Origin of the sequence: Bordetella hinzii LMG 13501 (assembly GCF_001548475.1) — a bacterium.
GTDB classification, from domain to species: domain Bacteria; phylum Pseudomonadota; class Gammaproteobacteria; order Burkholderiales; family Burkholderiaceae_B; genus Bordetella; species Bordetella hinzii.
In genome coordinates, this window is the sequence record NZ_LRUJ01000008.1 from 107,071 (window position 1) to 130,995 (window position 23,925).

The 23,925-nt window shown below is 68.1% G+C and carries 20 protein-coding genes; 5 read left to right on the forward strand and 15 right to left on the reverse strand.

Annotated elements, in window-relative coordinates:
* Positions 1-164: 164 nt before the first annotated feature.
* From purL to AXA74_RS07760, 3 genes are all read left to right on the forward strand, one after another.
* A complete protein-coding gene (gene purL / locus AXA74_RS07750) occupies positions 165-4,214 on the forward strand; it encodes a phosphoribosylformylglycinamidine synthase (RefSeq protein ID WP_032964469.1) in 4,050 nt (1,349 codons plus the stop codon).
* Between the two features lie 148 nt (positions 4,215-4,362).
* Positions 4,363-5,835, forward strand: a complete 1,473-nt coding sequence (locus AXA74_RS07755) for a M20 family metallopeptidase (RefSeq protein ID WP_032957494.1) — start codon at positions 4,363-4,365, stop codon at positions 5,833-5,835.
* A 7-nt stretch (positions 5,836-5,842) separates the two neighbouring features.
* Entirely contained in the window at positions 5,843-6,418 is a 576-nt protein-coding gene (locus tag AXA74_RS07760; RefSeq protein WP_032957496.1) for a DUF1415 domain-containing protein, read from the forward strand.
* A gap of 9 nt (positions 6,419-6,427) precedes the next feature.
* Here the strand turns inward: AXA74_RS07760 and AXA74_RS23855 are convergent, their stop codons facing one another.
* The 15 genes from AXA74_RS23855 to AXA74_RS07835 all read right to left on the reverse strand — a co-directional run bounded on the left by AXA74_RS23855 (position 6,428) and on the right by AXA74_RS07835 (position 20,471).
* Positions 6,428-6,868 carry a lysozyme inhibitor LprI family protein gene (locus AXA74_RS23855; protein WP_230588825.1) on the reverse strand — a complete coding sequence of 147 codons (441 nt, stop codon included), beginning with the start codon at positions 6,866-6,868 and terminating at the stop codon, positions 6,428-6,430.
* A complete protein-coding gene (locus AXA74_RS07770; RefSeq protein ID WP_032957498.1) occupies positions 6,865-7,707 on the reverse strand; it encodes a class I SAM-dependent methyltransferase in 843 nt (280 codons plus the stop codon). The genes AXA74_RS23855 and AXA74_RS07770 overlap by 4 nt, the downstream gene beginning before the upstream one ends.
* 150 nt (positions 7,708-7,857) lie before the next feature.
* Positions 7,858-8,445, reverse strand: a complete 588-nt coding sequence (locus tag AXA74_RS07775) for a peroxidase-related enzyme (protein WP_029580570.1) — start codon at positions 8,443-8,445, stop codon at positions 7,858-7,860.
* A complete protein-coding gene (locus AXA74_RS07780; RefSeq protein WP_032964438.1) occupies positions 8,442-8,942 on the reverse strand; it encodes a CMD domain protein in 501 nt (166 codons plus the stop codon). The genes AXA74_RS07775 and AXA74_RS07780 overlap by 4 nt, the downstream gene beginning before the upstream one ends.
* Positions 8,942-10,246, reverse strand: coding sequence for an acyl-CoA thioester hydrolase/BAAT C-terminal domain-containing protein (locus AXA74_RS07785; RefSeq protein WP_032978856.1), 1,305 nt, complete (start codon positions 10,244-10,246; stop codon positions 8,942-8,944). Before AXA74_RS07785 ends, AXA74_RS07780 begins: the two co-directional genes overlap by 1 nt.
* Positions 10,246-11,814, reverse strand: a complete 1,569-nt coding sequence (locus AXA74_RS07790) for an ABC transporter substrate-binding protein (RefSeq protein ID WP_032978858.1) — start codon at positions 11,812-11,814, stop codon at positions 10,246-10,248. The genes AXA74_RS07785 and AXA74_RS07790 overlap by 1 nt, the downstream gene beginning before the upstream one ends.
* A gap of 30 nt (positions 11,815-11,844) precedes the next feature.
* Positions 11,845-12,846 carry an ABC transporter ATP-binding protein gene (locus AXA74_RS07795; protein WP_029580574.1) on the reverse strand — a complete coding sequence of 334 codons (1,002 nt, stop codon included), beginning with the start codon at positions 12,844-12,846 and terminating at the stop codon, positions 11,845-11,847.
* A gap of 8 nt (positions 12,847-12,854) precedes the next feature.
* Positions 12,855-13,853: an ABC transporter ATP-binding protein gene (locus AXA74_RS07800; RefSeq protein ID WP_032957507.1), complete on the reverse strand. Its 999-nt coding sequence runs from the start codon at positions 13,851-13,853 to the stop codon at positions 12,855-12,857.
* Positions 13,850-14,755, reverse strand: coding sequence for an ABC transporter permease (locus AXA74_RS07805; protein ID WP_029580576.1), 906 nt, complete (start codon positions 14,753-14,755; stop codon positions 13,850-13,852). The genes AXA74_RS07800 and AXA74_RS07805 overlap by 4 nt, the downstream gene beginning before the upstream one ends.
* Positions 14,752-15,726, reverse strand: coding sequence for an ABC transporter permease (locus AXA74_RS07810; RefSeq protein WP_029580577.1), 975 nt, complete (start codon positions 15,724-15,726; stop codon positions 14,752-14,754). The genes AXA74_RS07805 and AXA74_RS07810 overlap by 4 nt, the downstream gene beginning before the upstream one ends.
* A complete protein-coding gene (locus AXA74_RS07815; RefSeq protein WP_032978860.1) occupies positions 15,723-17,180 on the reverse strand; it encodes an NAD(P)-binding domain-containing protein in 1,458 nt (485 codons plus the stop codon). The genes AXA74_RS07810 and AXA74_RS07815 overlap by 4 nt, the downstream gene beginning before the upstream one ends.
* Positions 17,177-18,142 carry a LysR family transcriptional regulator gene (locus AXA74_RS07820; RefSeq protein WP_032964445.1) on the reverse strand — a complete coding sequence of 322 codons (966 nt, stop codon included), beginning with the start codon at positions 18,140-18,142 and terminating at the stop codon, positions 17,177-17,179. The genes AXA74_RS07815 and AXA74_RS07820 overlap by 4 nt, the downstream gene beginning before the upstream one ends.
* 128 nt (positions 18,143-18,270) lie before the next feature.
* Positions 18,271-19,077: a siderophore-interacting protein gene (locus tag AXA74_RS07825; protein WP_032978866.1), complete on the reverse strand. Its 807-nt coding sequence runs from the start codon at positions 19,075-19,077 to the stop codon at positions 18,271-18,273.
* 18 nt (positions 19,078-19,095) lie between these two features.
* Positions 19,096-19,740, reverse strand: a complete 645-nt coding sequence (locus AXA74_RS07830; RefSeq protein ID WP_172899593.1) for a PadR family transcriptional regulator — start codon at positions 19,738-19,740, stop codon at positions 19,096-19,098.
* Positions 19,741-19,913: 173 nt separating this feature from the next.
* A complete protein-coding gene (locus AXA74_RS07835) occupies positions 19,914-20,471 on the reverse strand; it encodes a DUF2239 family protein (protein ID WP_029580582.1) in 558 nt (185 codons plus the stop codon).
* 220 nt (positions 20,472-20,691) lie between these two features.
* On the opposite strand from AXA74_RS07835, the gene guaB reads away from it, so the two are divergent.
* Together guaB and guaA are read left to right on the forward strand one after the other, a co-directional pair.
* A complete protein-coding gene (gene guaB, locus AXA74_RS07840; protein ID WP_029580583.1) occupies positions 20,692-22,152 on the forward strand; it encodes an IMP dehydrogenase in 1,461 nt (486 codons plus the stop codon).
* A 94-nt stretch (positions 22,153-22,246) separates the two neighbouring features.
* Positions 22,247-23,839 carry a glutamine-hydrolyzing GMP synthase gene (guaA, locus tag AXA74_RS07845; protein ID WP_029580584.1) on the forward strand — a complete coding sequence of 531 codons (1,593 nt, stop codon included), beginning with the start codon at positions 22,247-22,249 and terminating at the stop codon, positions 23,837-23,839.
* Positions 23,840-23,925: the final 86 nt, after the last annotated feature.

The following is a 23,925-nucleotide window of genomic DNA, read 5'->3' on the forward strand; positions in this document are numbered from 1 at the left end:
GTCGCAATAGGGGGGCGCCCGCCTTTTTGGATGATTTTGTAACAACTGAGGCCGGCCGGCGCTTCGCGCGGGAAATCCGCTTCCTTGGGGTTTGGTCCGGGTTTACCCCGCCAAGCAGGTAAAATCACGTTTTGTTCCTCTTTCTTCCCTACGGCGCCCGCATCGTGTCCCTTGTCCAGCATCTGCCCGGTTCCTCCGTCCTGTCCTCGTTTCGCCGTGAGCGGCTTCTCGCGCAACTGAAAAAGGCCGGTCTGCCGGTGGCGGACGTATCCGCCCGCTACGAACATTTCGTGCAAACCGACAAGGCCTTGTCCGCCGAGCAGCAGGCCCACCTCGTCCAACTGCTGGATTACGGCACGCCGGTCGCCGGCGAGCCCGCCGCCAAGAGCCTGGCGCTGCTGGTCATCCCGCGCCTGGGCACGATTTCGCCCTGGGCGAGCAAGGCCACCGACATCGCGCACAACTGTGGCCTGGACAGCGTGCACCGCATCGAGCGCGGCGTGCGCTACTTCATCACGCCCGAGCGCGGCCTGCTGGGCAGCAAGTCCTTCGACGCCGACATGCTGGCGCGCGCGGCCGACTGCCTGCATGACCGCATGACCGAGACCGTGGTGCAGGGCGATTTCGACGGCCAGGCGCTGTTCACGCCGCTGGCCGGCAAGCCCATGCGCACCGTGGCCGTCAAGGCCGAGGGGCGCGCCGCGCTGGAAGCGGCCAACACAAGCCTGGGCCTGGCCCTGTCCGACGACGAGATCGATTACCTGGCCAAGGCTTTCGGCGACCTGGACCGCGACCCCACCGACGTGGAGCTGATGATGTTCGCGCAGGCCAACAGCGAGCACTGCCGCCACAAGATCTTCAACGCCGAGTGGGTCATCGACGGCCAGGCGCAGCCCAATACGCTGTTCGGCATGATCCGCGCCACGCACAAGGCCCAACCCGAGGGCACGGTGGTGGCCTATTCGGACAACGCGGCCATCATGGAAGGCGGCCCCGCGCAGCGTTTCCAGGCCGGCGTGCCGGGCGTGGCCGGCCAGGGCGCCGAGGCCGCGCGCTATGTGCGCCGCGACACCGTCGTGCACACGCTGATGAAGGTAGAGACGCACAACCACCCGACCGCCATCGCGCCCTTCCCGGGCGCGGCGACCGGCGCCGGCGGCGAGATCCGCGACGAGGGCGCCACCGGGCGCGGCTCCAAGCCCAAGGCCGGCCTGACCGGCTTCACGGTCTCGCACCTGCGCTTTGACGATGCGCTGCAGCCCTGGGAGGCCGATCATCACGGCCTGCCGGACCGCATCGCCTCGCCGCTGTCCATCATGATCGACGGGCCCATTGGCGGCGCGGCGTTCAACAATGAATTCGGCCGGCCCAATCTGCTGGGCTATTTCCGCAGTTTCGAGCAGACCGCCGGCGGCACGCGCTGGGGCTATCACAAGCCCATCATGATCGCGGGCGGCCTGGGCAGCATCGACGCCGGCCTGACGCACAAGGATCCGCTGCCGCCGGGCGCCTTGCTGGTGCAGCTGGGCGGGCCGGGCTTTCGCATCGGCATGGGCGGCGGCGCCGCCTCCAGCATGAGCGTGGGCAGCAACTCGGCCGAGCTGGATTTCGATTCCGTGCAGCGCGGCAACCCCGAGCTGGAGCGCCGCGCCCAGGAAGTCATCGACCGCTGCTGGCAGCAGGGCGAGGCCAATCCCATCCTGGCCATCCACGACGTGGGCGCCGGCGGCCTGTCCAATGCCTTCCCCGAACTGGTCAATGACGCCGGCCGCGGCGCGATCTTCGACCTCAAGCGCGTGCCGCTGGAGGAGTCCGGCCTGTCGCCGGCCGAGATCTGGAGCAATGAATCGCAGGAGCGCTATGTGCTGGCCATCCTGCCGCAGGACCTGGCGCGCTTCGAGGCCATCGCCCAGCGCGAACGCTGTCCGTATGCAGTCGTTGGCGTGGCGACCGAAGAGCGCCAGCTGCGCGTGGTCGACGGCGAGGGCCTGCCCGGGCTGGACACCGTGCGCGCGCAGGGCGCCGGCGAAGTCCGTCCGGTCGATGTGCCTATCGACGTGATCCTCGGCAAGCCGCCTCGCATGACGCGCGATGTGCAGCGCCTGCCGGGCGTATCGGCGCCGCTGGACCTGGCCGGCATCGAGCTGACCGAAGCCGCCTATCGCGTGTTGCGCCACCCCACCGTGGCCAACAAGAGTTTCCTCATCACCATCGGCGACCGCACCGTGGGCGGCCTGTCCAGCCGCGACCAGATGGTCGGGCCGTGGCAGATCCCGGTGGCCGACGCCGCCGTGACGCTGGCCGATTACGAGGGCTTCCGCGGCGAAGCCATGTCCATGGGCGAGCGCACGCCGCTGGCCATGCTGGATGCGCCGGCCTCGGGCCGCATGGCCGTGGCCGAGGCGCTCACCAACCTGGTCTCGGCCGATGTGGCGCGCCTGGAGGACATCAAGCTGTCGGCCAACTGGATGGCCGCCTGCGGCGTGCCAGGCCAGGACGCGGCGCTGTATGACACCGTCTCGGCCGTGAGCGAGCTGTGCCAGGCCGTGGGCCTGTCGATTCCGGTGGGCAAGGACTCGCTGTCCATGAAGACCACCTGGACCGAGGATGGCCAGGCGCGCCAGGTCGTCGCGCCCGTGTCGCTCATCGTGACCGCCTTCTCGCCCGTGGGCGACGTGCGCGCCAGCCTCACGCCGCAGCTGCGCGGCGATGCCGGCGACAGCGTGCTGATCTTCATCGACCTGGGCCGCGGACGCCACCGCATGGGGGGCTCCATCCTGGCGCAGGTCTACAACCAGGTCGGCGAGACGGTGCCCGATATCGACCAGCCGCAGGATCTGCGCGCCTTCTTCGTGACCATCCGCACCCTGGCCGAGGCCGGCACCATCCTGGCGTATCACGACCGCTCCGATGGCGGCCTGTTCGCCACCGTGGCCGAAATGGCGTTTGCCGGCCGCACCGGCGTGTCGATCAACCTCGACATGCTGACCTTCGATCCGCAGTCGGCCGATTGGGGCGACTACAAGATCCGTCCGGAACAGGTGGCCGTCCAGCGCGACGAGCTTACGCTCAAGGCCCTGTTCTCCGAGGAAGCCGGCGCCGTCATCCAGGTGCCGGCCTCGGAGCGCGACGCCGTCATGCAGGTGCTGCGCGGCGCGGGCCTGTCGGCGCACTCGCATGTCATCGGCGGGCTGAACGCCAGCGACGAGATCGAATTCTTCCGCGACGGCAAGAAGATCTGGAGCCAGCCGCGCGCCGAACTGGGCCGCGCCTGGAGCGAGGTCAGCTACCGCATCATGGCGCGCCGGGACAACCCGGCCTGCGCCCAGGCCGAGCTCGATGTCTGGAACGACACCACCGATCCCGGCCTGTCGCCGCGCGTGGCCTTCGACCCGCAGGAAGACGTGGCCGCGCCCTTCATCGCCACCGGCAAGCGTCCGCGCGTGGCCATCCTGCGCGAGCAGGGCTGCAACAGCCAGGTGGAAATGGCCTGGGCCTTCGACACCTCGGGCTTCGAGGCCGTGGACGTGCACATGACCGACCTGCTGTCGGGCCGCATCGACCTGGCCGGCATGCAGGGCCTGGTGGCCGTGGGCGGCTTCAGCTACGGCGACGTGCTGGGCGCCGGCGAAGGCTGGGCGCGCACGATCCGCTTCAACAGCAAGCTGTCGGATCAGTTTGCCGCCTACTTTGCCCGCCCCGACACCTTCGCCCTGGGCGTGTGCAACGGCTGCCAGATGATGGCCGCCCTGGCGCCCATGATCCCCGGCGCCGAATTCTGGCCGCGTTTTACGCGCAACCAGTCCGAGAAGTACGAAGCCCGCCTGTCGCTGGTGGAGGTGCAGGCCTCGCCCTCCATCTTCTTTGCCGGCATGGAAGGCGCGCGCATCCCGGTGGCCGTGGCGCATGGCGAAGGCTATGCCGACTTCTCGCAGCAGGGCGATGCCGGCCGCGTGCTGGCCGCGGCGCGCTATATCGACAACCGCGGCGCGCCCACCGAAGCCTATCCCTTCAACCCCAATGGCAGCCCGCAAGGCCTGACCTCGGTGACCACGGCCGACGGCCGCTTCACCGTGCTGATGCCGCACCCGGAGCGCGTGACCCGCAATGTCATGATGTCCTGGGCGCCGGCGCAATGGGGCGAGAAGGACAGCGGCGGCATCTATACGCCGTGGATGCGTTTCTTCCGCAATGCGCGGGTGTGGCTGGGCTGATCCGCCCAGCCGTCTCGCGGCAACCCCGGGCAGCTTGCGTTGCCCGGGGTTTTTTTATGGGTGGCGGGAGCCTGGGGGACGGAAGCGGCGGGCGGAGGGATTGAGGCATAAAATACGGCTTTCGCCGCTCCCGACAGGAGAACCGCCCATGAACGCCCGTGTACCCGACGATGCCCTGCCACCCACCCTGGATCCGAAAGCCTTGCAGGCCTTCGTCGATGAAAAGTGGGATACGGAGATCATCCCGGCGCTGACCGATTACATCGCCATCCCGGCCAAGAGCCCGGCTTTTGATGCCGACTGGGAAAAGAACGCCTATATCGAGCGCGTGGTGCGCGACGCCGCGCAATGGGTCGAGGCGCAGAAGGTTGCCGGCATGACGCTGGAGGTGGTGCGCCTGCCGGGCCGCACGCCGGTCATCTTTTTCGACGTGCCGGCCACGCGCAAGGACAACGGCGATACGGTGCTGCTCTATGGCCACCTGGACAAGCAGCCGGAGTTCTCGGGCTGGCGCTCGGACCTGGGGCCCTGGACGCCCAAGTATGAAAACGGCAAGCTCTACGGCCGCGGCGGCGCCGATGACGGCTACGCCATCTACGCATCGCTGACCGCCATCATGGCCCTGGACAAGCAGGGCGTGCCGCGTCCGCGTTGCGTGGGTATCGTCGAGACCTGTGAGGAGTCGGGCAGCTACGATCTGCTGCCCTATGTGGATGCGCTGCGCGACCGCCTGGGCAATGTGGCCCTGGTGGTCTGCCTGGATTCGGGCGCGGGCAACTATGACCAGCTGTGGATGACGACGTCGCTGCGCGGCATGGTGGCCGGCACGCTTGAGGTGCAGGTGCTTGACGAGGGCGTGCACTCGGGCGACTCCAGCGGCGTGGTGCCGTCGAGTTTCCGTATCCTGCGCCACTTGCTGGACCGCCTGGAGGACAGCGGCACGGGCCGCCTGCTGCCGCAGAGCCTGCATTGCGAAATCCCCGCCGACCGCCTTGAACAGGTCAAGGCCACGGCGCAGATCCTGGGCGACGAAGTGTGGCGCCGCTTCCCCTGGAGCTGCGGCGCCGAGGCGGGCTTTGTGCTGCCCATGACCACGCAGCCCGAAGAGGCCCTGCTCAACCGCACCTGGCGCCCGACCTTGTCGGTGACCGGCGCCGAGGGCCTGCCGCCCTTGTCCAGCGCCGGCAATGTGCTGCGCCCGCGCACGGCTTTCAAGCTGTCGCTGCGCCTGCCGCCGCTGGTCGACGCGGTGGCCGCCTCGCAGGAGATCAAGTCGCTGCTGGAGGCCGATTCGCCCTATAACGCCAAGGTCATCTTCCATGCCAACGAGGGAGCGGCCACCGGCTGGAACGCGCCGTCCACGGCGGACTGGCTGTCCAAGGCGCTGGACGCCGCTTCGCAGGACTACTATGGCGCGCCTTGCGGCTATATCGGCCAGGGCGGCACCATCCCGCTCATGAGCATGCTGCAAAAGGGCTTTCCCAAGGCGCAGTTCATGGTGTGCGGCGTGCTGGGCCCCAAGTCCAATGCGCACGGCCCGAACGAGTTCCTGCATGTGCCCTATGGCAAGAAGCTGACGGCCGCGGTGGCGCAGACCATGGCCGCCATGCCCCTGGCCTGAGGTTCGCATGATTCTGCAATCTTCCGCCGCCCAGTCCGTCGCCGACGAGGTCCGCCGCTGGGTGGACCGGGCGGTCATCGGGTTGAACCTCTGTCCTTTCGCCAAGGCCGTGCAGATCAAGGGCCAGGTGCGTTATGCCGTGAGCGACGCCACTGACGCCGAAGGCGTGCTGCAGGACCTCGAATCCGAGCTCATGCTGCTGTCCGAGGCCGATCCCGAGGCCATCGATACGACGCTGCTCATCCTGCCCGAGGCCTTGCCGGACTTCTATGATTTCAATGATTTCGAGGAGTTGTCGGAGCGGCTGCTCAAGCGCATGCGGCTGGTGGGCGAACTGCAGGTCGCCACCTTCCATCCGCAGTTCCAGTTCGCCGGGACCGGGCCGGACGATATCGAGAACTACACCAACCGGTCGCCTTATCCCATCCTGCATCTGCTGCGCGAAGACAGCATAGACCGGGCGGTCGAGGCCTTTCCGGACGCCGCCGACATCTACGAGAAGAACATCGACACGCTGCGCGAGCTGGGCCACGAGGGCTGGCAGCGCCTGATGGACGGGGCGCCCGGCAAGGACGGGCGCTGAGACGGCGCGTCAGGGCGAGAGGATGGCCGCGCGCTGGTCGCCGCGGCGCTTGATCAGGGCCTGGTACTGGCCCAGCCTTTCCTCGCGCGCGGCGGCCATGTCGGCGCGGCAGGAGGTCAGCGCGATCTCGCCCCAGGTCAGGCGCCAGGCATCGTTGTCGCGGCCGGCCATGTCGGCATAGACGGCGCAATCGGCCTCGACGAAATTCACCCATTTGGCCTGGTCGCTGGCCAGGCTGTCGGCCTCGTCGTCGGCCAGCTTGCTGCGCAGGGCTTCGTAGCGTGCCTGCATGGCGGCCTGGCGTTCGGCCAGCGCGGCCTGGGCGCAGACCAGGGCCTGGTAGCTTTCTTCGGTCAGCGGTGCGCCGCAATCACCGGCCCGGGCGGACAGGCTGGCCAGGCAGATGGCGGCGGCGGTCAGCGGCACGGCGGCGCGCAGGAGCATTGTCATGGCGTGAGGTCGGCGGGGACGGTGAACCGCTCGCGCAATTGCGGCAGGCCCACACGGTCGAGGATCTCATTGAGGCGCTGCGCGGCCTTGCGGCGCGGGCGGTCGGCCTTGTGCTGCGCGATGATGAGCTCGTTTTTCATGGAGTGCTCCCAGCCCACCAGCTCGGTCACGCTGACCTGGTAGCCATGGGCCTCCAGCTGCAGGCAGCGCAGCACATTGGTGAGCTGGCTGCCGAATTCCCGGGTGTGCAGGGGATGGCGCCAGAGTTCGGCCATGGGGTCGCCCAGGGCCGCCGCCTTGTGCTGGCGCAGGGCCGCGGCCACCTCGGCCTGGCAACAGGGCACCAGCACGATATGATCGGCGCGCTTGGTCAAGGCGAAGCGGATGGCGTCGTCGGTGGCGGTGTCGCAGGCGTGCAGCGCGGTGACGACATCGACGGTCGCGGGCAGAAGCGGCGAGACGATGGATTCGGCCACCGACAGGTTGAGAAAGGACATGCCCGTGAAGCCGGCACGGCGCGCCAGGTCCTGGGAGCTCTGCACCAGGGCTTCGCGCGTCTCGATGCCGTAGATGTGCGAGTCGTCGGCCTGCTGCTTGAAATACAAGTCGTAGAGGATGAAGCCCAGGTAGGACTTGCCTGCGCCGTGATCGGCCAGCGTGACGCGGCCGCGGCGCGACTTGACCTCGGCCAGCAGGGGTTCGATGAACTGGAACAGATGGTAGACCTGCTTGAGCTTGCGCCGGCTGTCCTGGTTCATCTTGCCGTCGCGGGTCAGGATGTGCAGGGCCTTGAGCAGTTCGACCGACTGGTCGGGGCGGATATCGTAAGTCTTGGACATCGGTGAAACAGGGGGCGCGGCCGCCAAAACCGCAGTTTACCGAAAAGCGGGAAAAGGGCGCGCCGGGCCGGGTCCTGGCGCGGACGCCAGGACCCGGCGGCCGGCCCTTATGGCTGGCCATGCCTGCCGGCGTCTGGCGCCCGGCCGATGTCAAGCCTGCGGGAACACCGGTTCGCCCAGGTTGAGCATGAGCCGATTGGCCCAGGCGAAGATGGCGTCGGCGTGGACCAGGTCCAGGATCTCGCCTTCGGACAGGCCGACGTCCTTGAGCGCCTGGATATCGGCCGCGTCCAGGGCGGCGGGATGCTCGGTGATCTTGACCGAGAAGGCGGCGATGGCGCGCTCGCGTTCGGTGGTGCCGGCGCTGCGCGGATCCTCGAAGACTTCGGCGATGACGTCATTGCGCTTGGCCAGCTGCTCGAAGCGTTGCGCATGGACGGAGGCGCAGTACACGCAGCCATTGACGCGCGAGACCACGGTGGCGCCCAGTTCGCGTTCGGCGCGCGACAGGCCGCCGGGGGCGTACATGATGGCATTGAACGCCGTGGAGCGCTGGCGCAGGATCTCCGGCTGGTGGATCAGGAAGAGATAGTAGTCGGAGGTCTTGGCCTTGGGATGGCTTTCTTCCAGCACCGCGATCTGTTCGGGGCTGGCTTGCTCGACCTTCACGGTGTCGAGCCAGGCCTTCCACTCCAGGGTCTCATTGGTGAAGCCATGGGCTTTGATGGGCGTCGTCATGCGGCTTGCTCCAGCGATTTCATGGCCTTCAGGCCGGCCACCAGGCGCACCTGGTACGACAGGAAGGCGATCAATTGGGACAGCGCGACCACGGCGGGCGTGGACAGGCCGGCGGCCGGCAGCGTCTTGAGCGCGGCCTCGTCGCCTTCGACGGGCTTTTCGATCAGCTTGCGCGTGAATTCGAGGATGGCGGCCAGGCGCGGCGTGCCGGCCGGCCGGCCTTCGCGGACCGTGTCGAGCAGGGCCGGGTCGGCGCCTTCGGCCTGCAGGCGTTCAAGATAATAGGCGGCCAGCTCGGGCGCCGGCGTCAGGCGGCAGGCGTACACCGCCACGGCCAGGCGCTCGACCAGGGGCAGGCCGGGCAGGTCGGGATCGAACAGGGCCTGCAGGCTGCCCTGGGTGGCGGCCACGACTTTCCCGCGCTGGTGGCGCACCGCGTGCAGGGCGTCGCCGTCGGCCAGGCCGACCAGTTGGTCTATCAGGTCTTGGGTAGGCATCAGGCATCTCCTTGGGCTCGCGCGGCCACGGCATCATGCAGGAATTGAAGAACACCCGCCCAGGAGGCCTCGTCGGCCCGGGCGTTGTCGCGGGGATTGCCGCCGCTGGTGCTGATCTTGCCCGAGACGGGATGGGCATAGACCATCTGCGTGGTCGGCACATAGGGGAAGACGATGAGGTGGCCGCCATCCTGGAAGTCCAGCCAGCGCACATCGTGGGGGTGGCCGACCTCGGCCAGCTTGTCGCGCACCATGCGCGAGTACAGCGAAGACGGCCAGGAGCCGTCGTCGGTGGCCGACAGCAGCATGACCGGGCCCTGGATGCGCTCGACCGGGATGCGGGCGCGGGCGACGGCCTCGGGGTCCTGCAAGGCGGTGAGAATGGCGCGCTCGTGGCGATGCGGCGCGGGGCCTTCGTCGAAGGGCTGCCAGCTGGCCGTGCGATTGTTCTCCCAGACATGCGGCAGCGGCTTGCCGCCCAGCAGCCAGGTCGGGCCTTCGCGGCCGACCTGCGGATCGGCGGCATTCTGCCCGCTGTGCACCACGGCGCCGGGCACATAGGCCACCACGGCCGAGACCTCGCCGGGGAAGGTTGCGCCCAGCAGGAGCACCAGTTCACCGCCGCGCGACTGGCCGCTGATGGCGACGAAGTCGTGCGCCGGCCTGACCTCGCGGCGCAGCCATTGCAGACCGCGCTGGAAGTATTCCAGCGGCGTGTTCGAAATGTAGTCGGACAGCCCGGGCGCCTTGAAATAGCCCAGCGCGAAGGCGGCGTAGCCGTGCGAGGCATAGAGGGCGGCGCGGGGTTCGTTGATGCCGCCACCCGAGCCGTTCAGGATCATCACGGCCGGATGCGGGCCCGGGCCGGCAGGCAGATAGAGCGTGCCCACCAGACCGTCTTCGCGGACCTCGCGCCGCGTCACGCCGGGGCCGGCCAGGCGCTGCACGAAACGGCCCGAAGCGCGGGCCGCTTCGCTGACGGCCTCGACCTCGGTGACCAGGGCTTCGGTGACGGGCTGGTTGAAGGTTTCGCGGCGGCCGGCCTCATCCGGCACCTGCGACCAGACCAGGCCCATGGGCGACAGACCTTCGTAGCTGCCGCCCGTGGCGGCGTCGCGGGCCGGGTCCACCGTGCCCTGGGCGTCGGCCACGAAACGGGCCTCGGCGCGCCACGTCACGCCGGCGCGCGAGGTCGCCGTCGACAGCCGGACTTCGGCGCCGGGCCTGGCGCCGCGCACGACGATGCGGCGCGGCACATCGATGAGCGCGTCGGCCGGCTCGAGGGTGAGAGTCAGCGCGGACATTATTTGGCGTCCTTGCTGACCATCTGCGCGGCGGTGCGGTCGCTGGTCATGGGTTCGACCTTCAGGCCTTTGCGCGCGGCCCAGATGTTCTTGTAATGGTAGAGCGGGATGATGCCCACGTCGTCGCTGACCATCCTGGCCGAGTCGCGCAGGATGGCTTCACGCTTGGCCACGTCGAATTCCGAGGTCGAGGCATCCAGGGCCGCGTCCACCTTGGGGTTGCTGTAATGCCCCCAGTTGGAGGCGCCCAAGCCCTTCTGCGGCGACACGGTCGCCAGGATATTGACCAAGGCGTAGCTGGCTTCGCCGGTGCCGTTGCCCCAGGCCAGCATGCTCACCGCGTATTCGTTCTTGTTGGCGCGGCCCGAGTAGACCGCCCATGGCACGACCTCGACCTGGGTCTTGATGCCGATCCGCGTCCAGAACTGGGCCACCGCCTGGGCCGTCTCCGGGCCTTGCGGGTAGCGGTCGTTGGGCACATGCATGGTCAGCTTGAAGCCGTCCGGAAAGCCGGCCTCGGCCAGCAGCTTCTTGGCCTGGGCGGCGTCGTAGGGGATGTTCTTGATCTCGGGGTTGTAGCCGAAGGTGCCCTTGGGCATCCACTGGTTGGCCTCGGTGGCCGCGTCCTGCAGGATGCGGTCGGTGATGGCCTGGCGGTTGATCGCCAGGTTCATGGCCCGGCGCACGCGCACGTCCAGCAGCGGATTCTTGTCCAGCGGCTTGCCGGCGTTGTCCGTGATGAAGGGGTTGGGCGCCGGATTGAAATTGGGCTGCAGCAGCATGACGCGCAGGCCGTCATAGGGGAAGACGGAGATATTGGGCGCTTTCTTGAGCTTGTCCAGGTCGGATACCGAGACCTTGTCGATCACATCCACATCGCCGGCCAGCAGCGCCGCGGTGCGCGCGGCCGCGTTATTGATGTAGCGGTAATTGACCTTGTCCCAGATCTGCTTGCCGCCCCAATAGGCGTCATTGCGCTCCATGACCACGCGGTCGCCCGGCGTATAGGAAACGAATTTGTAGGGACCGGTGCCGACCATGGCCTTGCCCGAGTTGTAGTCCTCGGTGGTCGACTTTTCGCCCACATGCTTGCTCACCACGTGCACCGAGGCCAGGTTCAGGGGCAGGTCGGGATTGGGCGCCTTGGTCTTGACCACGAAAGTCAGCGGATCCGGCGCGCTCATGGATTCGATGGTGCGCAGATAGCCGGCATAGGTGGCCACGCTGCCCGGCACGGCGCGCGCGCGGGTGTAGGAGTAGATCAGGTCGTCGGCCGTGAAGGGCGTGCCGTCCTGCCACTTGACGCCGGGGCGCAGCTTGAATTCCCAGGTGGTGTTGTCCAGCGGCTTCCAGGACAGTGCCAGGCCGGGCTGCAGCTTGTTCCACTTGTTCTCGACCAGCAGGTCCCAGAAATGCAGGGCCACCGAACGGTCGCCGGCGTGGTTGTTCAGCTGCGGATCCAGCGAGGACAGCGGGTCGGCGAAGCCGATGGACAGCGTCTCTGCCGAGACGGGGGCGGCGGCGCCCACGAGGGCGGCGGCCAGGGTGGTGAGGAGCAGTCGTTTCATGGTGCGAAGTCCTGATGAGGTCGTTGAAGGCTAGCTGCCGTCGTTCAGGTGACAGGCGCTCAGGTGGTTGATGGCGATGCCCTTCAGGCGCGGCGCCTCGGTCTTGCAACGCGGCATGGCGTGCGGGCAGCGGGGATGGAAATGACAGCCGGACGGCGGCGCCAGCGGGCTGGGGATTTCGCCCTTGATGGCGGTGAAGGTCTTGTGGCGCGCATCCAGCCGCGGTATTTCGGCCAGCAGCGCCTGCGTATAGGGATGGTTGGCGTGACGGAACACCTCCTCCACGGGCGCGGACTCGACCACCCGGCCCAGGTACATGATGATGACGCGGTCCGAGACATGCTCGACCACGCCCAGGTCATGGCTGATGAAGAGATACGTCAGGTTGAGCTCGGCGCGCAGATCCATGAAGAGATTGAGGATCTGGGCCTGGATGGACACGTCCAGGGCCGCCACGGCTTCGTCGCAGACCAGCATGTCGGGCCGCACGGCCAGGGCGCGCGCGATGCCGATGCGCTGGCGCTGCCCGCCGGAGAACTGGTGCGGATAGCGCTGGCGCAGGGCCGGATCCAGGCCGGCGCGCCGCAGCTGCTCGCTCACATAATCGTCAAAGCCAGCGCGATCCACCAGGCCATGGATGCGGGCGGCCTCGCCCACGATGTCATCGACGCGCAGGCGCGGATTGAGGCTGGCGTAGGGGTCCTGGAAGATCATCTGCACCTTCAGGCGGGCGCGATGCGCTTGCTGCGGACTCATTTCCGAGGCCAGGCGGCCGTTGACGCGGACTTCGCCTTCGGTGGGCGGCATGAGGCCGGCGGCGATGCGGCCCAGCGTGGACTTGCCGCAGCCGGATTCGCCGACCAGGCCCACGACTTCACCGGGGCGCACGAGCAGGTCCACGCCGTCGACGGCGCGGGTGACGGCCGGCGGCTTGGCCAGGCCCAGGGTCCGCAGGGCGCGCGAGACCGCGGTGTCGGGTCGCTCGCCAAAACGCTTGCTGACGCCGCGCAGGTCCACCAGCGGGGGATTCAGGGAAGCGCTCATGCCGCCACCTCCAGGGCCGGGTGAAAGCAGCGCGCCAGGTGCCCGGGGCGGGGCGAGGATAGCGGCGGCCGCTGGTCGCAGGCGGCCGAGGCGCGCGGGCAGCGCGCGGCGAAGGCGCAGCCCTGGGGCAGGGCGAGCAGGTTGGGAGTCATGCCGGGAATCTGGCGCAGGCGCTGGCCGCGCACATTGTTGCTGGGCAGGCTGCCGATCAGGCCTGCCGTGTAGGGATGCATGGGCGCATCGAGCACCGCGTCCACCGGGCCGTGTTCGACGATGCGGCCGGCATACATCACCGCCACCTCGTCGGCCAGGCCGGCCACCACCGACAGGTCATGCGTGATCCAGATCAGGCTGGTGCCGTGCTGGCGCGCGAGTTTCTGCACCTCGGAGAGGATCTGCGCCTGGATGGTGACGTCCAGCGCCGTGGTCGGCTCGTCGGCGATGATGAGATCGGGACGGTGCAGCATGGCGATGGCGATGGCCACGCGCTGGCGCATGCCGCCCGAGAGCTGGTGCGGATAGGCCAGCAGCCTTTCTTCGGGGCTGGGGATGCCCATCATGCCCAGGGTCTCGCGGGCGCGCTCGCGCGCCTGGGCGCGGCTGACGCGGCTGTGGGCGCGCACGGCCTCTATCATCTGGGCATCGACGCGCAGCACCGGGTTGAGTGTCATCATCGGATCCTGGAAGATCATGGCGATCCGGTTGCCCTGCAGCTGGCGCAGCTCGCGCGGGCGCATCCGGGTGAGCTCGCGGCCCTGGAAGAGGATGCTGCCGCCGACGACGCGGCCGGGCGGGTCCACCAAGCCCATGATGGAAAAGCCGGTGACCGACTTGCCGGAGCCGGACTCGCCCACCAGGCCCAGGATCTTGCCGCGCTCAAGGCGGAAAGACACATCGTCCACGGCGGGCAGGATGCCGGCGCGGGTCTGGAACTGGGTACGCAGATTGCGCACCTCCAGCGTGACCGGCGCCTGGGATTGCGCGGCGTAGGTCATCGGTGCGTCCTCGGGTTGAGCACATCGCGCAGGCGGTCGCCCACCAGGTTGATGGCCACAATGGTGACCAGCAGCGCGATGCCGGGATAGAAGCTGATCCAGTATTGGCCCGACAGCATGGTCTGGTAGCCATTGGCGATCAACAGGCCCAGCGACGGTTCGGTGACCGGCACGCCCAGGCCCAGGAAGCTCAGCGTGGCCTCCAGCGTGATGGCGCGCGCGATCTGCAGCGTGCCGATCACGATGAGCGGCGGCAGGCAGTTGGGCAGGATGTGGCGCAACATGATGCGCCAATTGGGGATGTCCAGGCAGCGGGCGGCTTCGACATATTCGCGCCGCCGCTCGACCAGGGCCTGGCCGCGCGCGGTGCGGGCGTAATAGGCCCACTCCAGGATGACCAGGGTCAGCACCACATTGCCCACGCCCTTGCCGAGGTAGGCGAGGATCATCATCGCCACCAGGATGGACGGAAAGGACAGGATGAGATCGACCAGCCGCATGATCAGGGTGTCGGTCTTGCCGCCGGCATACGCGGCCAGCAGGCCCAGCAGCGTGCCGATCAGCGCGGCGATGAGCGCCGAACCCACGCCCACCATGAGGCTGATGCGCAGGCCATACAGGATGCCGGAGTACAGGTCGCGGCCCTGGCCGTCCGTGCCTAGCCAATAGGTGTAGCTGCCCATGCCATTGGGCGAGCCGGGCGGCAGGCGCGCGTCCAGCACGTCCAGCTGCAGCAGGTCATAGGGGTTTTGCGGCGTGATCCAGGGCGCCAGGGCGGCGGCCAGGATGAGCAGCACCGTCGCCGCCAGCCCCAACACCGCCGTCCGCGAGGCGAAGAACTCGGCCGCGTGGCGGCGCCAGGGGGATTCGCGCTTGAGTGCGGGCGCAAGCGTCTGGCTCATTGCGCGCCCTCCAGCCTGACCCGCGGGTCCAGCACTTTGTACAGAATGTCCACGATGAGATTGAGCATCACGAACAGGCACACCACCACCACCAGATAGGCGACGATGACGGGCCGGTCCAGGGCGTTGATGCTGTCCAGGATGAGTTTGCCGGCGCCCGGCCAGGAGAAGATGCTCTCGGTGACGACGGCGAAGGCGATGGTCGAGCCTAGCTCCAGGCCCAGCACCGTGACCAGCGGGATCATGGTGTTGCGCAGGATGTGCATGAGGACCACGCGCATCGGCGACAGGCCCTTGGCGCGCGCGAACTTGACGAAGTCCTGCGGCATGACTTCGCGCACGCCGGCCCGGGTCAGGCGGATCACCAGCGAGATCTTGAACAGCGACAGATTCAGGGCCGGCAGGATGAGGTGGCGCAGGCCGTCGGCCGTCAGCCAGGACCATTGCATGCCCAGGACCTGCACGGTCTGGCCGCGGCCGCTGGCCGGCAGCCAGCCCAGCGACACGCTGAAAGCCATGATGAGCATCAGGCCCACCCAGAAGGTCGGCAGCGAAAAGCCCACGATGCTGCCTGTCATGATGGCCTTGGACAGCGGGTTCTCCGGAAACAGGCCGGCGAACAGCCCCAGCGGCACGCCCAGCACCACGGCCAGCAGCAAGGCGGCGATGGCCAGCTCCAGCGTGGCCGGCAGGCGCTGCAGGATGAGCTGCACGGCCGGGATGTTGTAGACAAAGCTGTTGCCCAGATTGCCGTGCAGCGCGCCGTTCAGAAAGCCCAGGTACTGGCGCCACAGGGGCTGGTCCAGGCCGAGCTCGGCGATGATGCGGGCGCGGTCGACCTGGTCGACGTCCTGGCCGATCAGGATGTCCACCGGGTTGCCGATGGCGTGCAGGCCGACGAAGACAATGAGCGTCATCAGCAGCACCACGACCACCGCCTGGGCCAGGCGGCGCAGGAGCCAAAGCGTCATGAGCGGGCTCCCGGCGGCGGGGCCACGGTCCATTCGTCGCCGAAGACCTCGGGTTCGGCATAGGCCTGCATGTTGGCGAAATGCTGCTCCACATCCTCGGCGTAGAACTGGCCGGCGATGCCCTGGGCCAGGCGGCGCGCACCGTCGCTGACCGCCGGGATGTCGCCCGACACGCTGCCGTGCGACAGGGCGGCCGGATAGCAGAAGCAATGCACGCGCGCCAGCCCCGGACAGGCCCCGGGCGTCTTTTCCTGGAATTCGAAGACCGGGCCCAGGTCGGGCGAGTCATGCAGCTCCTGGTCTTCTTCGCCCGGCGCGGGCCGGTAGCGGTCACCCCAGAGACGGATATGCGGCGCGATGGCGGCGAATTCCGGGCGGGCCTGCCAGTCCAGCTTGAAACCGGTGGAGAAGATCACGAAATCCGCGGCGAAAACGCCCTTGGGCGTGGCCAGGCGGATCTCCCGGTCATCGGCCTGCACGTCCAGGATGGGGCAGCCCAGGTTGAAGCGCGCATTGGGGTGGCGCGAGACGCGCAGTGTGCTGCCGCGCGGCGGCGGCACCTGTTGGCTGTTGATGTAGTGGCGGAAGCGCCACTTCCAGTCTTCGGGCAGTGTCAGGTGGCCATGGGTCAGGCCCGGGTTGCCGGCGCCCTTGCCCTTGTTCACGCGAGGAATGTCGTCGCGGCGGATAAGCAGGTCCACGCTGGCCGCGCCGGCTTCGAGCGCGGTGGCCGCGCTGTCCATGGCCGAGGCGCCGGCGCCGATCACAGCCACCCGCTTGCCCGCCAGGCGGCTGTAATCCATTTCATCGGAAGAATGCGCCCAGCGCGCGCGAGGCAGGCGCAGCGCGAAAGCGGGCACCGACGGGCCGCCCAGGCCGTCGCGGCCGGTGGCCAGCACGACATGGCGCGCCAGCAGGGTTTGCGCGCCGGCCGGCGTGCGCACGGCCAGCTCGACCACACCGTCGGCGCGCGGCAGCACGGCCGTGACGCGATGGTCGTTGCGCACGTCCAGCGCCAGCACGCGGCGGTACCAGCGCAGATAGTCCATCCATTGCAGGCGCGGAATCTTGTCCAGCGCTTCCCAGGCCGTCAGGCCGAACTGGGCTTCGAACCAGGCGCGGAAGGTCAGCGCCGGCAGGCCCAGCGCCGGACCGGTCAGCTGCTTGGGCGAGCGCAGGGTCTCCATGCGGGCGGTCGTGGCCCAGGGGCCTTCGAAGCCCTCGGGCGAGCGGTCCAGGCAGAAGGCGCGCACGCCCAGCTGCTTGAGCGCGGCACAGGCGGCCAGGCCGGCCATGCCAGCGCCGATGATGGCCACGTCCTGCACGGCCTGGCCGCCGGACTCGCGGACCGGCACCCAGGGACGGGCCGGCAGGTCCAGCCAGGCCAGGTCCTGGCGCAGGCGCGCCTCCAGCTCGGTCAGGCCCAGGGGAGGATGGGCAAGGGGAAAACTCATATCGGGTCCGTCGAAAAATCGTCTTTGCCGTGGATACTGTCCAGCAGGCTGGCATGCGCGTTGGCCTCATGGCGCACAAAGCCGGGCAGCAGCGCGGCGGCCGTCTCGGCCAGCACATCCGTCATGGCGACCACGGCCGGGGCGATGGGCGTGGCCTGCGGGGTCACCACCCCGAAGAAAAATGGAATGTCCTGGTCGATGGGGCGTATGGCCACGCCCTGCACGGGCAGGCCCAGCGCCGACACCGGCTCCAGGATGGCCACGCCCAGTCCGGCGCGCACCGCCGCCAGGGCATTGAGCGAGGAATTGCTTTCGATGAGGCCGGGCGCGGCCTGCGCCAGCGCCTGGTCCAGGCGGCCGCGCAGCCGATAGGGATTGGCCAGCGTGATGAAACGCCGGCCAGCCAACGCGGCGACCGGCACTGTCGCCTGGCCCGCCAGCGGATCGGCCTCGGGCAGGGCCACCACGCAATTGGCCTGGCCTATCCAATGGACGTCCAGGCCGCGGTGTTCCAGCGGCAGGCTGGTCAGGCCCAATTGCGCCGAGCCGGTCAGCACGGCATGCAACACCTGCTCGGGCGAGACGCTGCGCACTTGCAGGGCGCGCACGCCATGGGCGGCTTCGGCGCGCGCGATGGCGTGCGGCAGCAGCCCGGCCGCCAGGGCCGAAGTGGCCGCCAGCCGCAGCGGCTGCTGCTTGCCTTGGGCGATCTCGCGCGCCCGCGTCCGGATATGGCGCAGGCTGGACAGGGCATGGGCGACATCGTCGTACAGCAGGAAACCCTGCTCGGTGGGCGTGACACGCGGGCCGCTGCGCAGAAACAGCGCATAGCCGATTTCCGCTTCCAATTCCTGGATGGAACGGGTGATGGACGGCTGGGAGCGGCCCAGCAGGCGCCCGGCCGCGGTGACGCTGCCGCTGCTCATGACGGCGGCAAAGGCCTCGAGTTGGCGTAATTCCATGGGGGTGCTTTTATGCTTTAAGTGAATTCTTGCGTGCTTAGTATGCGCACCACAAATACTTAAAGGGCATAAGCAAATACCCGGGTTCGCGTAAACCCGGGTATCTCGAGGCCTGCGGAGACGGGCGCTCAGTCGTCGTGCGACTCGTGCACGGCCGCCGCGCCGCGCTTCCAGTAGCTGGCGGCTCGGATGCGGCTCTTGTCTATGCCGTGTCGCTCCACCATGGCGATGCGCACGGCCTTGGCAACGGCCGACTCCGCCGCCACCCAGACATAGCCTTCGCCGGGCGGCAGGCGCAGCGCGGCGGCGGCCTCGGCCAGACCGGGATCGCCGGCGTCGCGCGCCAGCCAGCGCACTTCGGCGCGCGCCCGCGAGGGCAGCGCCAGCCGATTGGCGTGCGACGGGATTTCGATGACCACCAGGGCCTGGGCCGTTTCGGGCAGTTCTTCCAGGCGCCGGGCGATGGCGGGCAGGGCGGTTTCATCGCCGATCAGCACATGCCAGTCAAATGCCAGCGGCACCACGAACGAGCCGCGCGGCCCGCCGATGCCCAGCACCTGGCCTGGCCGGGCCTGCGCGGCCCAGCTGCCGGCCGGCCCGTCGCCATGCAGCACGAAATCCAGCACCAGTTCGCGCGCCTCGCGGTCAAAGCGGCGCGGGGTGTAATCGCGGGCGGCCGGCCGCGGCTGGTCCTGGGCAAAGCGCAAGCCATCCGGGCCGATCTCGGGCAGCGCCAAGGCCAGGCCCGGCTGCGGCGGAAAGAACACCTTGACGTGGTCGTCGAAGGAGGCGGTGACGAAATCATGCAGGTCTTCGCCGGTGAAAGTGATGCGCGCCAGCAGCCCGCCGGCCAGGGGCTCGACGCGGGCCACCGTGAGCTGGCGCATCTTGAGGGGATGGCGCACGCGCTCCACCCGCAGGGAAGGACTGGTCATGGACACTCCATAGGGAAATCAGGAACAGGCGGGATCGCCGATGTCTTGCGCGGCGCGGCGCAAGATGGCCGCCACCCGGCGCTGCTCGGCGGGCGTGGCGCCGCTTTTGAGCAGGAGGGCATGCCGCAGGGCCTGGCGCGCCTCGACAAACTCCTCCACCCAGCCCGTGGCCAGGTCCTCGCCCTGCGGACCGGTCTCGCGTCCGCTCCAGGCCTGGCGCATCCACTCCATCTTGCGTCCGATATGGCGCAGCTTTTCCAGCAGGAGTTCGGCCTGGGCGCGGTGGACGTCCAGGTGGGCACGTCCCTCGGGCGCCAGGTGATAGCGCTTTTTGCTGCCCTCGGGTTCGACGGTGACATGGCCCAGTTCCTCGAGATAGGTCAGGGCGGGGTACACCATGCCGGGGCTGGGCGTGTAATAGCCATGACTCAAGGCGCCCAACGCCTTGATGAGTTCATAGCCATGGCTGGGGTTCTGCTCCAGCAGGGCCAGCAGCATGAGCTGCAGATCGTCGGCGCTGACCTTGCGGCCGCGCGCCCAGTCGGCGCCGCCGCGGCCATCGGGGCCGCGGCCCGGGCCGTCAAACCCCCCGGGGCCGCGGCCCATCCGGGCGGCCCCATACAGCCCCGGCCAAGCCGGGGAAGAAAAATGAGCGTGGCGCATCCAGGCCTCCTCCAGGTCAATGCGGTTTGCCAAAGCAGCCCTGTAGGCGGCGACGGCAATAAGTATCTTACGATATATATCTTAAGATATATACTCCTTGCGAGTGCGTCAAGGCCAGGCGCAAAAAAAAACACGCCCCGGGGGGCGTGTCGGCAACCACAGCCGGGCGTCAATCAATGCCCGTCGAACAAGGCCAAGGCGTAGGCCGAGACATCCGCCGGCCAGTCTTGCATACAGCCGGCCAGCGTCGCCCGGTCATCGCCATACAAGGCGCGCAGCGCTTCTTCATAGTGCGGCAGATTGCCGGCGATGGCCTGCAGGAAGTGATAGGCCGCATCCTGGCGCTCGCGCCGGTCGCTGGCCCCTTCGTCGCGCTTGCGCGCTTCTTCGACCAGCTTGCGCAGTGTGACCGAGGCGCCGCCGGGCTGGCGGGCGAGCCACTCCCAATGCCGCGGCAAGAGCGTGACCTCGCGCGCCACCACGCCCAGACGCGGCCGTCCCCGGCCCCGGCCCAGTTCCGCGCCCTCCTGGGCGGGATCGGCCAGGGAGGCGGGCGCCAGCGCGGGGCCGGCCGCCAGCAGTCTCGGGTCGAGATCGGTCTGGCGCCCGCTGGCGTCATCAAAGACCAGGACCTGGCCTGCGGGACGGTCGTGCAACGCCAGCGCCACTTCGGCCAGCGAGCCCTGCGCGACGCGGCGGATACCGTCGAAAGCCGTGAATTGCTGCGTCATGGATATACCCGGGTAAAAAGAAAAAACCAGTATGCGCAGCCTCTGCCTGGCTTGTCAATATCACCCGGGTATAAATGTGGCGGCCTTGCGACATAGGCCTTTCGCCGGATCCGACCCGATGGGCTTGACGCCGACGCCACATTCCGGGAAAAACCTAGGGCTAACACCTAGTCACCCGGGCTGATCGGCGTATAATCTTGCTTTGCGCCCGGAGTTCCCCATGCGTCTCGTCCAAAAAGCGCTCACCTTCGACGACGTGTTGTTGGTGCCTGCGTATTCCGAAGTGTTGCCGCGCGACACTTCGCTCAGCACTCGCCTCACCCGTAACATCACCCTCAATATTCCGCTCGTGTCCGCCGCCATGGACACCGTGACCGAGTCGCGCCTGGCCATCGCCATGGCGCAAGAGGGCGGGATCGGCATCATCCACAAGAATCTCAGCGCCGATGCGCAGGCCCGCGAGGTCGCCCGCGTCAAGCGGCACGAGTTCGGCATCGTGATCGATCCGGTCACCGTCACGCCCGACATGAAAGTGCGCGACGCCATCGCCCTGCAGCGCCAGCACGGCATCTCCGGCCTGCCCGTGGTCGAGGGCGGCAAGCTGGTCGGCATCGTCACCAACCGCGACCTGCGCTTCGAAGACCGTCTGGACCAGCCCCTGCGCAATGTCATGACCCCGCGCGAGCGCCTGGTCACCATGCACGAAGGCGCCACCCTCGACGAAGCCCAGACCCTGATGCACAAGCATCGCCTGGAGCGCGTGCTCATCGTCAACGACGGTTTCGAGCTGCGCGGCCTGGCCACGGTCAAGGACATCGTCAAGAACACCGAACACCCCTACGCCTGCAAGGATGCCCAAGGCCAGCTGCGCGTGGGCGCGGCCGTCGGCGTGGGCGCCGGCACCGAAGAGCGCGTCGAGAAACTGGTCGCCGCCGGCGTCGACGTCATCATCGTCGACACCGCCCACGGCCACTCGGCCGGCGTCATCGAGCGCGTGCGCTGGGTCAAGCAGAACTTCCCCAAGGTCGAAGTCATCGGCGGCAACATCGCCACCGCGGCCGCCGCCCTGGCGCTGGTCGAAGCCGGCGCCGACGGCGTGAAGGTCGGCATCGGCCCGGGCTCCATCTGCACCACCCGCATCGTGGCCGGCGTGGGCGTGCCCCAGATCACCGCCATCTCCGATGTCGCCAAGGCGCTCGAAGGCACCGGCGTGCCGCTGATCGCCGACGGCGGCATCCGCTATTCGGGCGACGTCGCCAAGGCCCTGGCCGCCGGCGCCTTCTCCTGCATGATGGGCGGCATGTTCGCCGGCACCGAAGAAGCGCCCGGCGAAGTCGTGCTCTTCCAGGGGCGCTCGTACAAATCCTATCGCGGCATGGGCAGCCTGGGCGCGATGGCCGACGGTTCGGCCGACCGCTACTTCCAGGACCCGGCCAACAACGCCGACAAGCTCGTGCCCGAAGGCATCGAAGGCCGCGTCCCCTACAAGGGCAGCGTGCTGGCCATCATCTATCAGCTGGTCGGCGGCATCCGCGCCTCCATGGGCTATTGCGGCTGCGCCACCATCGACGACATGCGCACCAAAACGCAATTCGTCGAAATCACCTCGGCGGGCGTGCGCGAATCGCACGTCCACGACGTCCAGATCACCAAGGAGGCGCCCAACTACCGCGCCGACTGATCCCCGGATCGTCAACCCCGCAATGCATCGCGCACCGGCAGAACCCGAGACCGTTCTGGCCGGTGCGCTTTTATTTCCAACCGGCAGAGTCACCATGCATCAGCGCATCCTCATCCTTGACTACGGTTCGCAAGTCACCCAACTGATCGCCCGCCGCGTCCGCGAAGCCGGCGTCTACTCCGAAATCCACCCGGGCGACGTCGACGACGCCTTCGTGCGCGAACAGGCCGGCCAGGGCCTCAAGGGCATCATCCTCTCCGGCAGCCACGCCTCGGCCTATGAAGAAGGCTCCATGCGCGTGCCGGCCGCCGTCTTCGAGCTGGGCCTGCCGGTGCTAGGCATCTGCTACGGCATGCAGGCCATGGCCCAACAGCTGGGCGGCAAGGTCAGCTTCAGCGACCACCGCGAATTCGGCTACGCCGAAGTCGCCGCCCAGGGCGGCACCAAGCTGCTCGCCGGCCTGGCCGACTTCCAGGACGCCGCGGGCCAGGACATGTTCAAAGTCTGGATGAGCCACGGCGACAAAGTCACCGAGCTGCCGCCCGGCTTCACCCTCATGGCCTCCACGCCGTCCTGCCCCATCGCCGGCATGGCCGACGAAAGCCGCGGCTACTACGCCGTCCAGTTCCATCCCGAAGTCACCCACACCGTGCAAGGCAAGGCCATGATCTCGCGCTTCGTGCGCGACATCTGCGGCTGCGAAGGCGACTGGAACATGCCCGACTACATCTCCGAAGCCGTCGCGCGCATCCGCGAGCAAGTCGGCAGCGATGAAGTCATCCTCGGCCTGTCCGGCGGCGTCGACTCCTCCGTGGCCGCCGCCCTCATCCATCGCGCCATCGGCGACCAGCTCACCTGCGTCTTCGTCGACCACGGCCTGCTGCGCCTGAACGAAGGCCAGCAAGTCATGCAGACCTTCGCCGAAAACATGGGTGTGAAAATCATCCACGTCGATGCCACCGCGCAATTCATGGGCAAACTGGCCGGCGTCGCCGACCCCGAAGCCAAGCGCAAAATCATCGGCCGCGAATTCGTCGAAGTCTTCCAGACCGAAGCCGGCAAGCTCAAGGGCGCCAAATGGCTGGCCCAGGGCACCATCTATCCCGACGTCATTGAATCCGCCGGCGCCAAGACCGGCAAAGCGGCCGCCATCAAATCGCACCACAATGTCGGCGGCCTGCCCGACACCCTCAACCTGCAACTGCTCGAACCCCTGCGCGAACTCTTCAAGGACGAAGTCCGCGAACTGGGCGTGGCTCTCGGCCTGCCGCCGCAGATGGTCTACCGCCATCCCTTCCCCGGCCCCGGCCTGGGCGTGCGCATCCTTGGCGAAGTCAAGCACGAATACGCCGAACTCCTGCGCCGCGCCGACGCCATCTTCATCGAAGAACTGCGCAACACCAAAGACCCCGCCAGCGACCTCAGCTGGTACGAACTGACGTCCCAGGCCTTCGCCGTCTTCCTGCCCGTGAAATCCGTCGGCGTCATGGGCGATGGCCGCACCTACGAATACGTCGTCGCCCTGCGCGCCGTCCAGACCTTCGACTTCATGACCGCCGACTGGGCGCCCCTGCCGCACCCGCTGCTGGCCCGTGTCTCCTCGCGCATCATCAACGAAGTGCGCGGCATCAACCGCGTGGTGTACGACGTCTCGAGCAAACCGCCGGCGACGATTGAGTGGGAATGATCCTACGTCCGGCATAGACCGGCACCGAATAGCACGAAAGCCCCTCTAAGCCCGCGTAACTGCGGGCTTTTTCTATTCTGGGCCCG

Coding starts and splice junctions, on each gene's coding strand:
- AXA74_RS07835 (WP_029580582.1), bottom strand. CDS start 20,471: ATGACGCAGCAATTCACGGCTTTCGACGGTATCCGCCGCGTCGCGCAG.
- AXA74_RS07755 (WP_032957494.1), top strand. CDS start 4,363: ATGAACGCCCGTGTACCCGACGATGCCCTGCCACCCACCCTGGATCCG.
- AXA74_RS07770 (WP_032957498.1), bottom strand. CDS start 7,707: ATGTCCAAGACTTACGATATCCGCCCCGACCAGTCGGTCGAACTGCTC.
- AXA74_RS07805 (WP_029580576.1), bottom strand. CDS start 14,755: ATGAGCCAGACGCTTGCGCCCGCACTCAAGCGCGAATCCCCCTGGCGC.
- guaB (WP_029580583.1), top strand. CDS start 20,692: ATGCGTCTCGTCCAAAAAGCGCTCACCTTCGACGACGTGTTGTTGGTG.
- AXA74_RS07800 (WP_032957507.1), bottom strand. CDS start 13,853: ATGACCTACGCCGCGCAATCCCAGGCGCCGGTCACGCTGGAGGTGCGC.
- AXA74_RS07820 (WP_032964445.1), bottom strand. CDS start 18,142: ATGGAATTACGCCAACTCGAGGCCTTTGCCGCCGTCATGAGCAGCGGC.
- AXA74_RS07760 (WP_032957496.1), top strand. CDS start 5,843: ATGATTCTGCAATCTTCCGCCGCCCAGTCCGTCGCCGACGAGGTCCGC.
- AXA74_RS07775 (WP_029580570.1), bottom strand. CDS start 8,445: ATGACGACGCCCATCAAAGCCCATGGCTTCACCAATGAGACCCTGGAG.
- AXA74_RS07780 (WP_032964438.1), bottom strand. CDS start 8,942: ATGCCTACCCAAGACCTGATAGACCAACTGGTCGGCCTGGCCGACGGC.
- AXA74_RS07825 (WP_032978866.1), bottom strand. CDS start 19,077: ATGACCAGTCCTTCCCTGCGGGTGGAGCGCGTGCGCCATCCCCTCAAG.
- AXA74_RS07815 (WP_032978860.1), bottom strand. CDS start 17,180: ATGAGTTTTCCCCTTGCCCATCCTCCCCTGGGCCTGACCGAGCTGGAG.
- AXA74_RS23855 (WP_230588825.1), bottom strand. CDS start 6,868: ATGACAATGCTCCTGCGCGCCGCCGTGCCGCTGACCGCCGCCGCCATC.
- AXA74_RS07790 (WP_032978858.1), bottom strand. CDS start 11,814: ATGAAACGACTGCTCCTCACCACCCTGGCCGCCGCCCTCGTGGGCGCC.
- AXA74_RS07830 (WP_172899593.1), bottom strand. CDS start 19,740: ATGCGCCACGCTCATTTTTCTTCCCCGGCTTGGCCGGGGCTGTATGGG.
- guaA (WP_029580584.1), top strand. CDS start 22,247: ATGCATCAGCGCATCCTCATCCTTGACTACGGTTCGCAAGTCACCCAA.
- AXA74_RS07810 (WP_029580577.1), bottom strand. CDS start 15,726: ATGACGCTTTGGCTCCTGCGCCGCCTGGCCCAGGCGGTGGTCGTGGTG.
- AXA74_RS07785 (WP_032978856.1), bottom strand. CDS start 10,246: ATGTCCGCGCTGACTCTCACCCTCGAGCCGGCCGACGCGCTCATCGAT.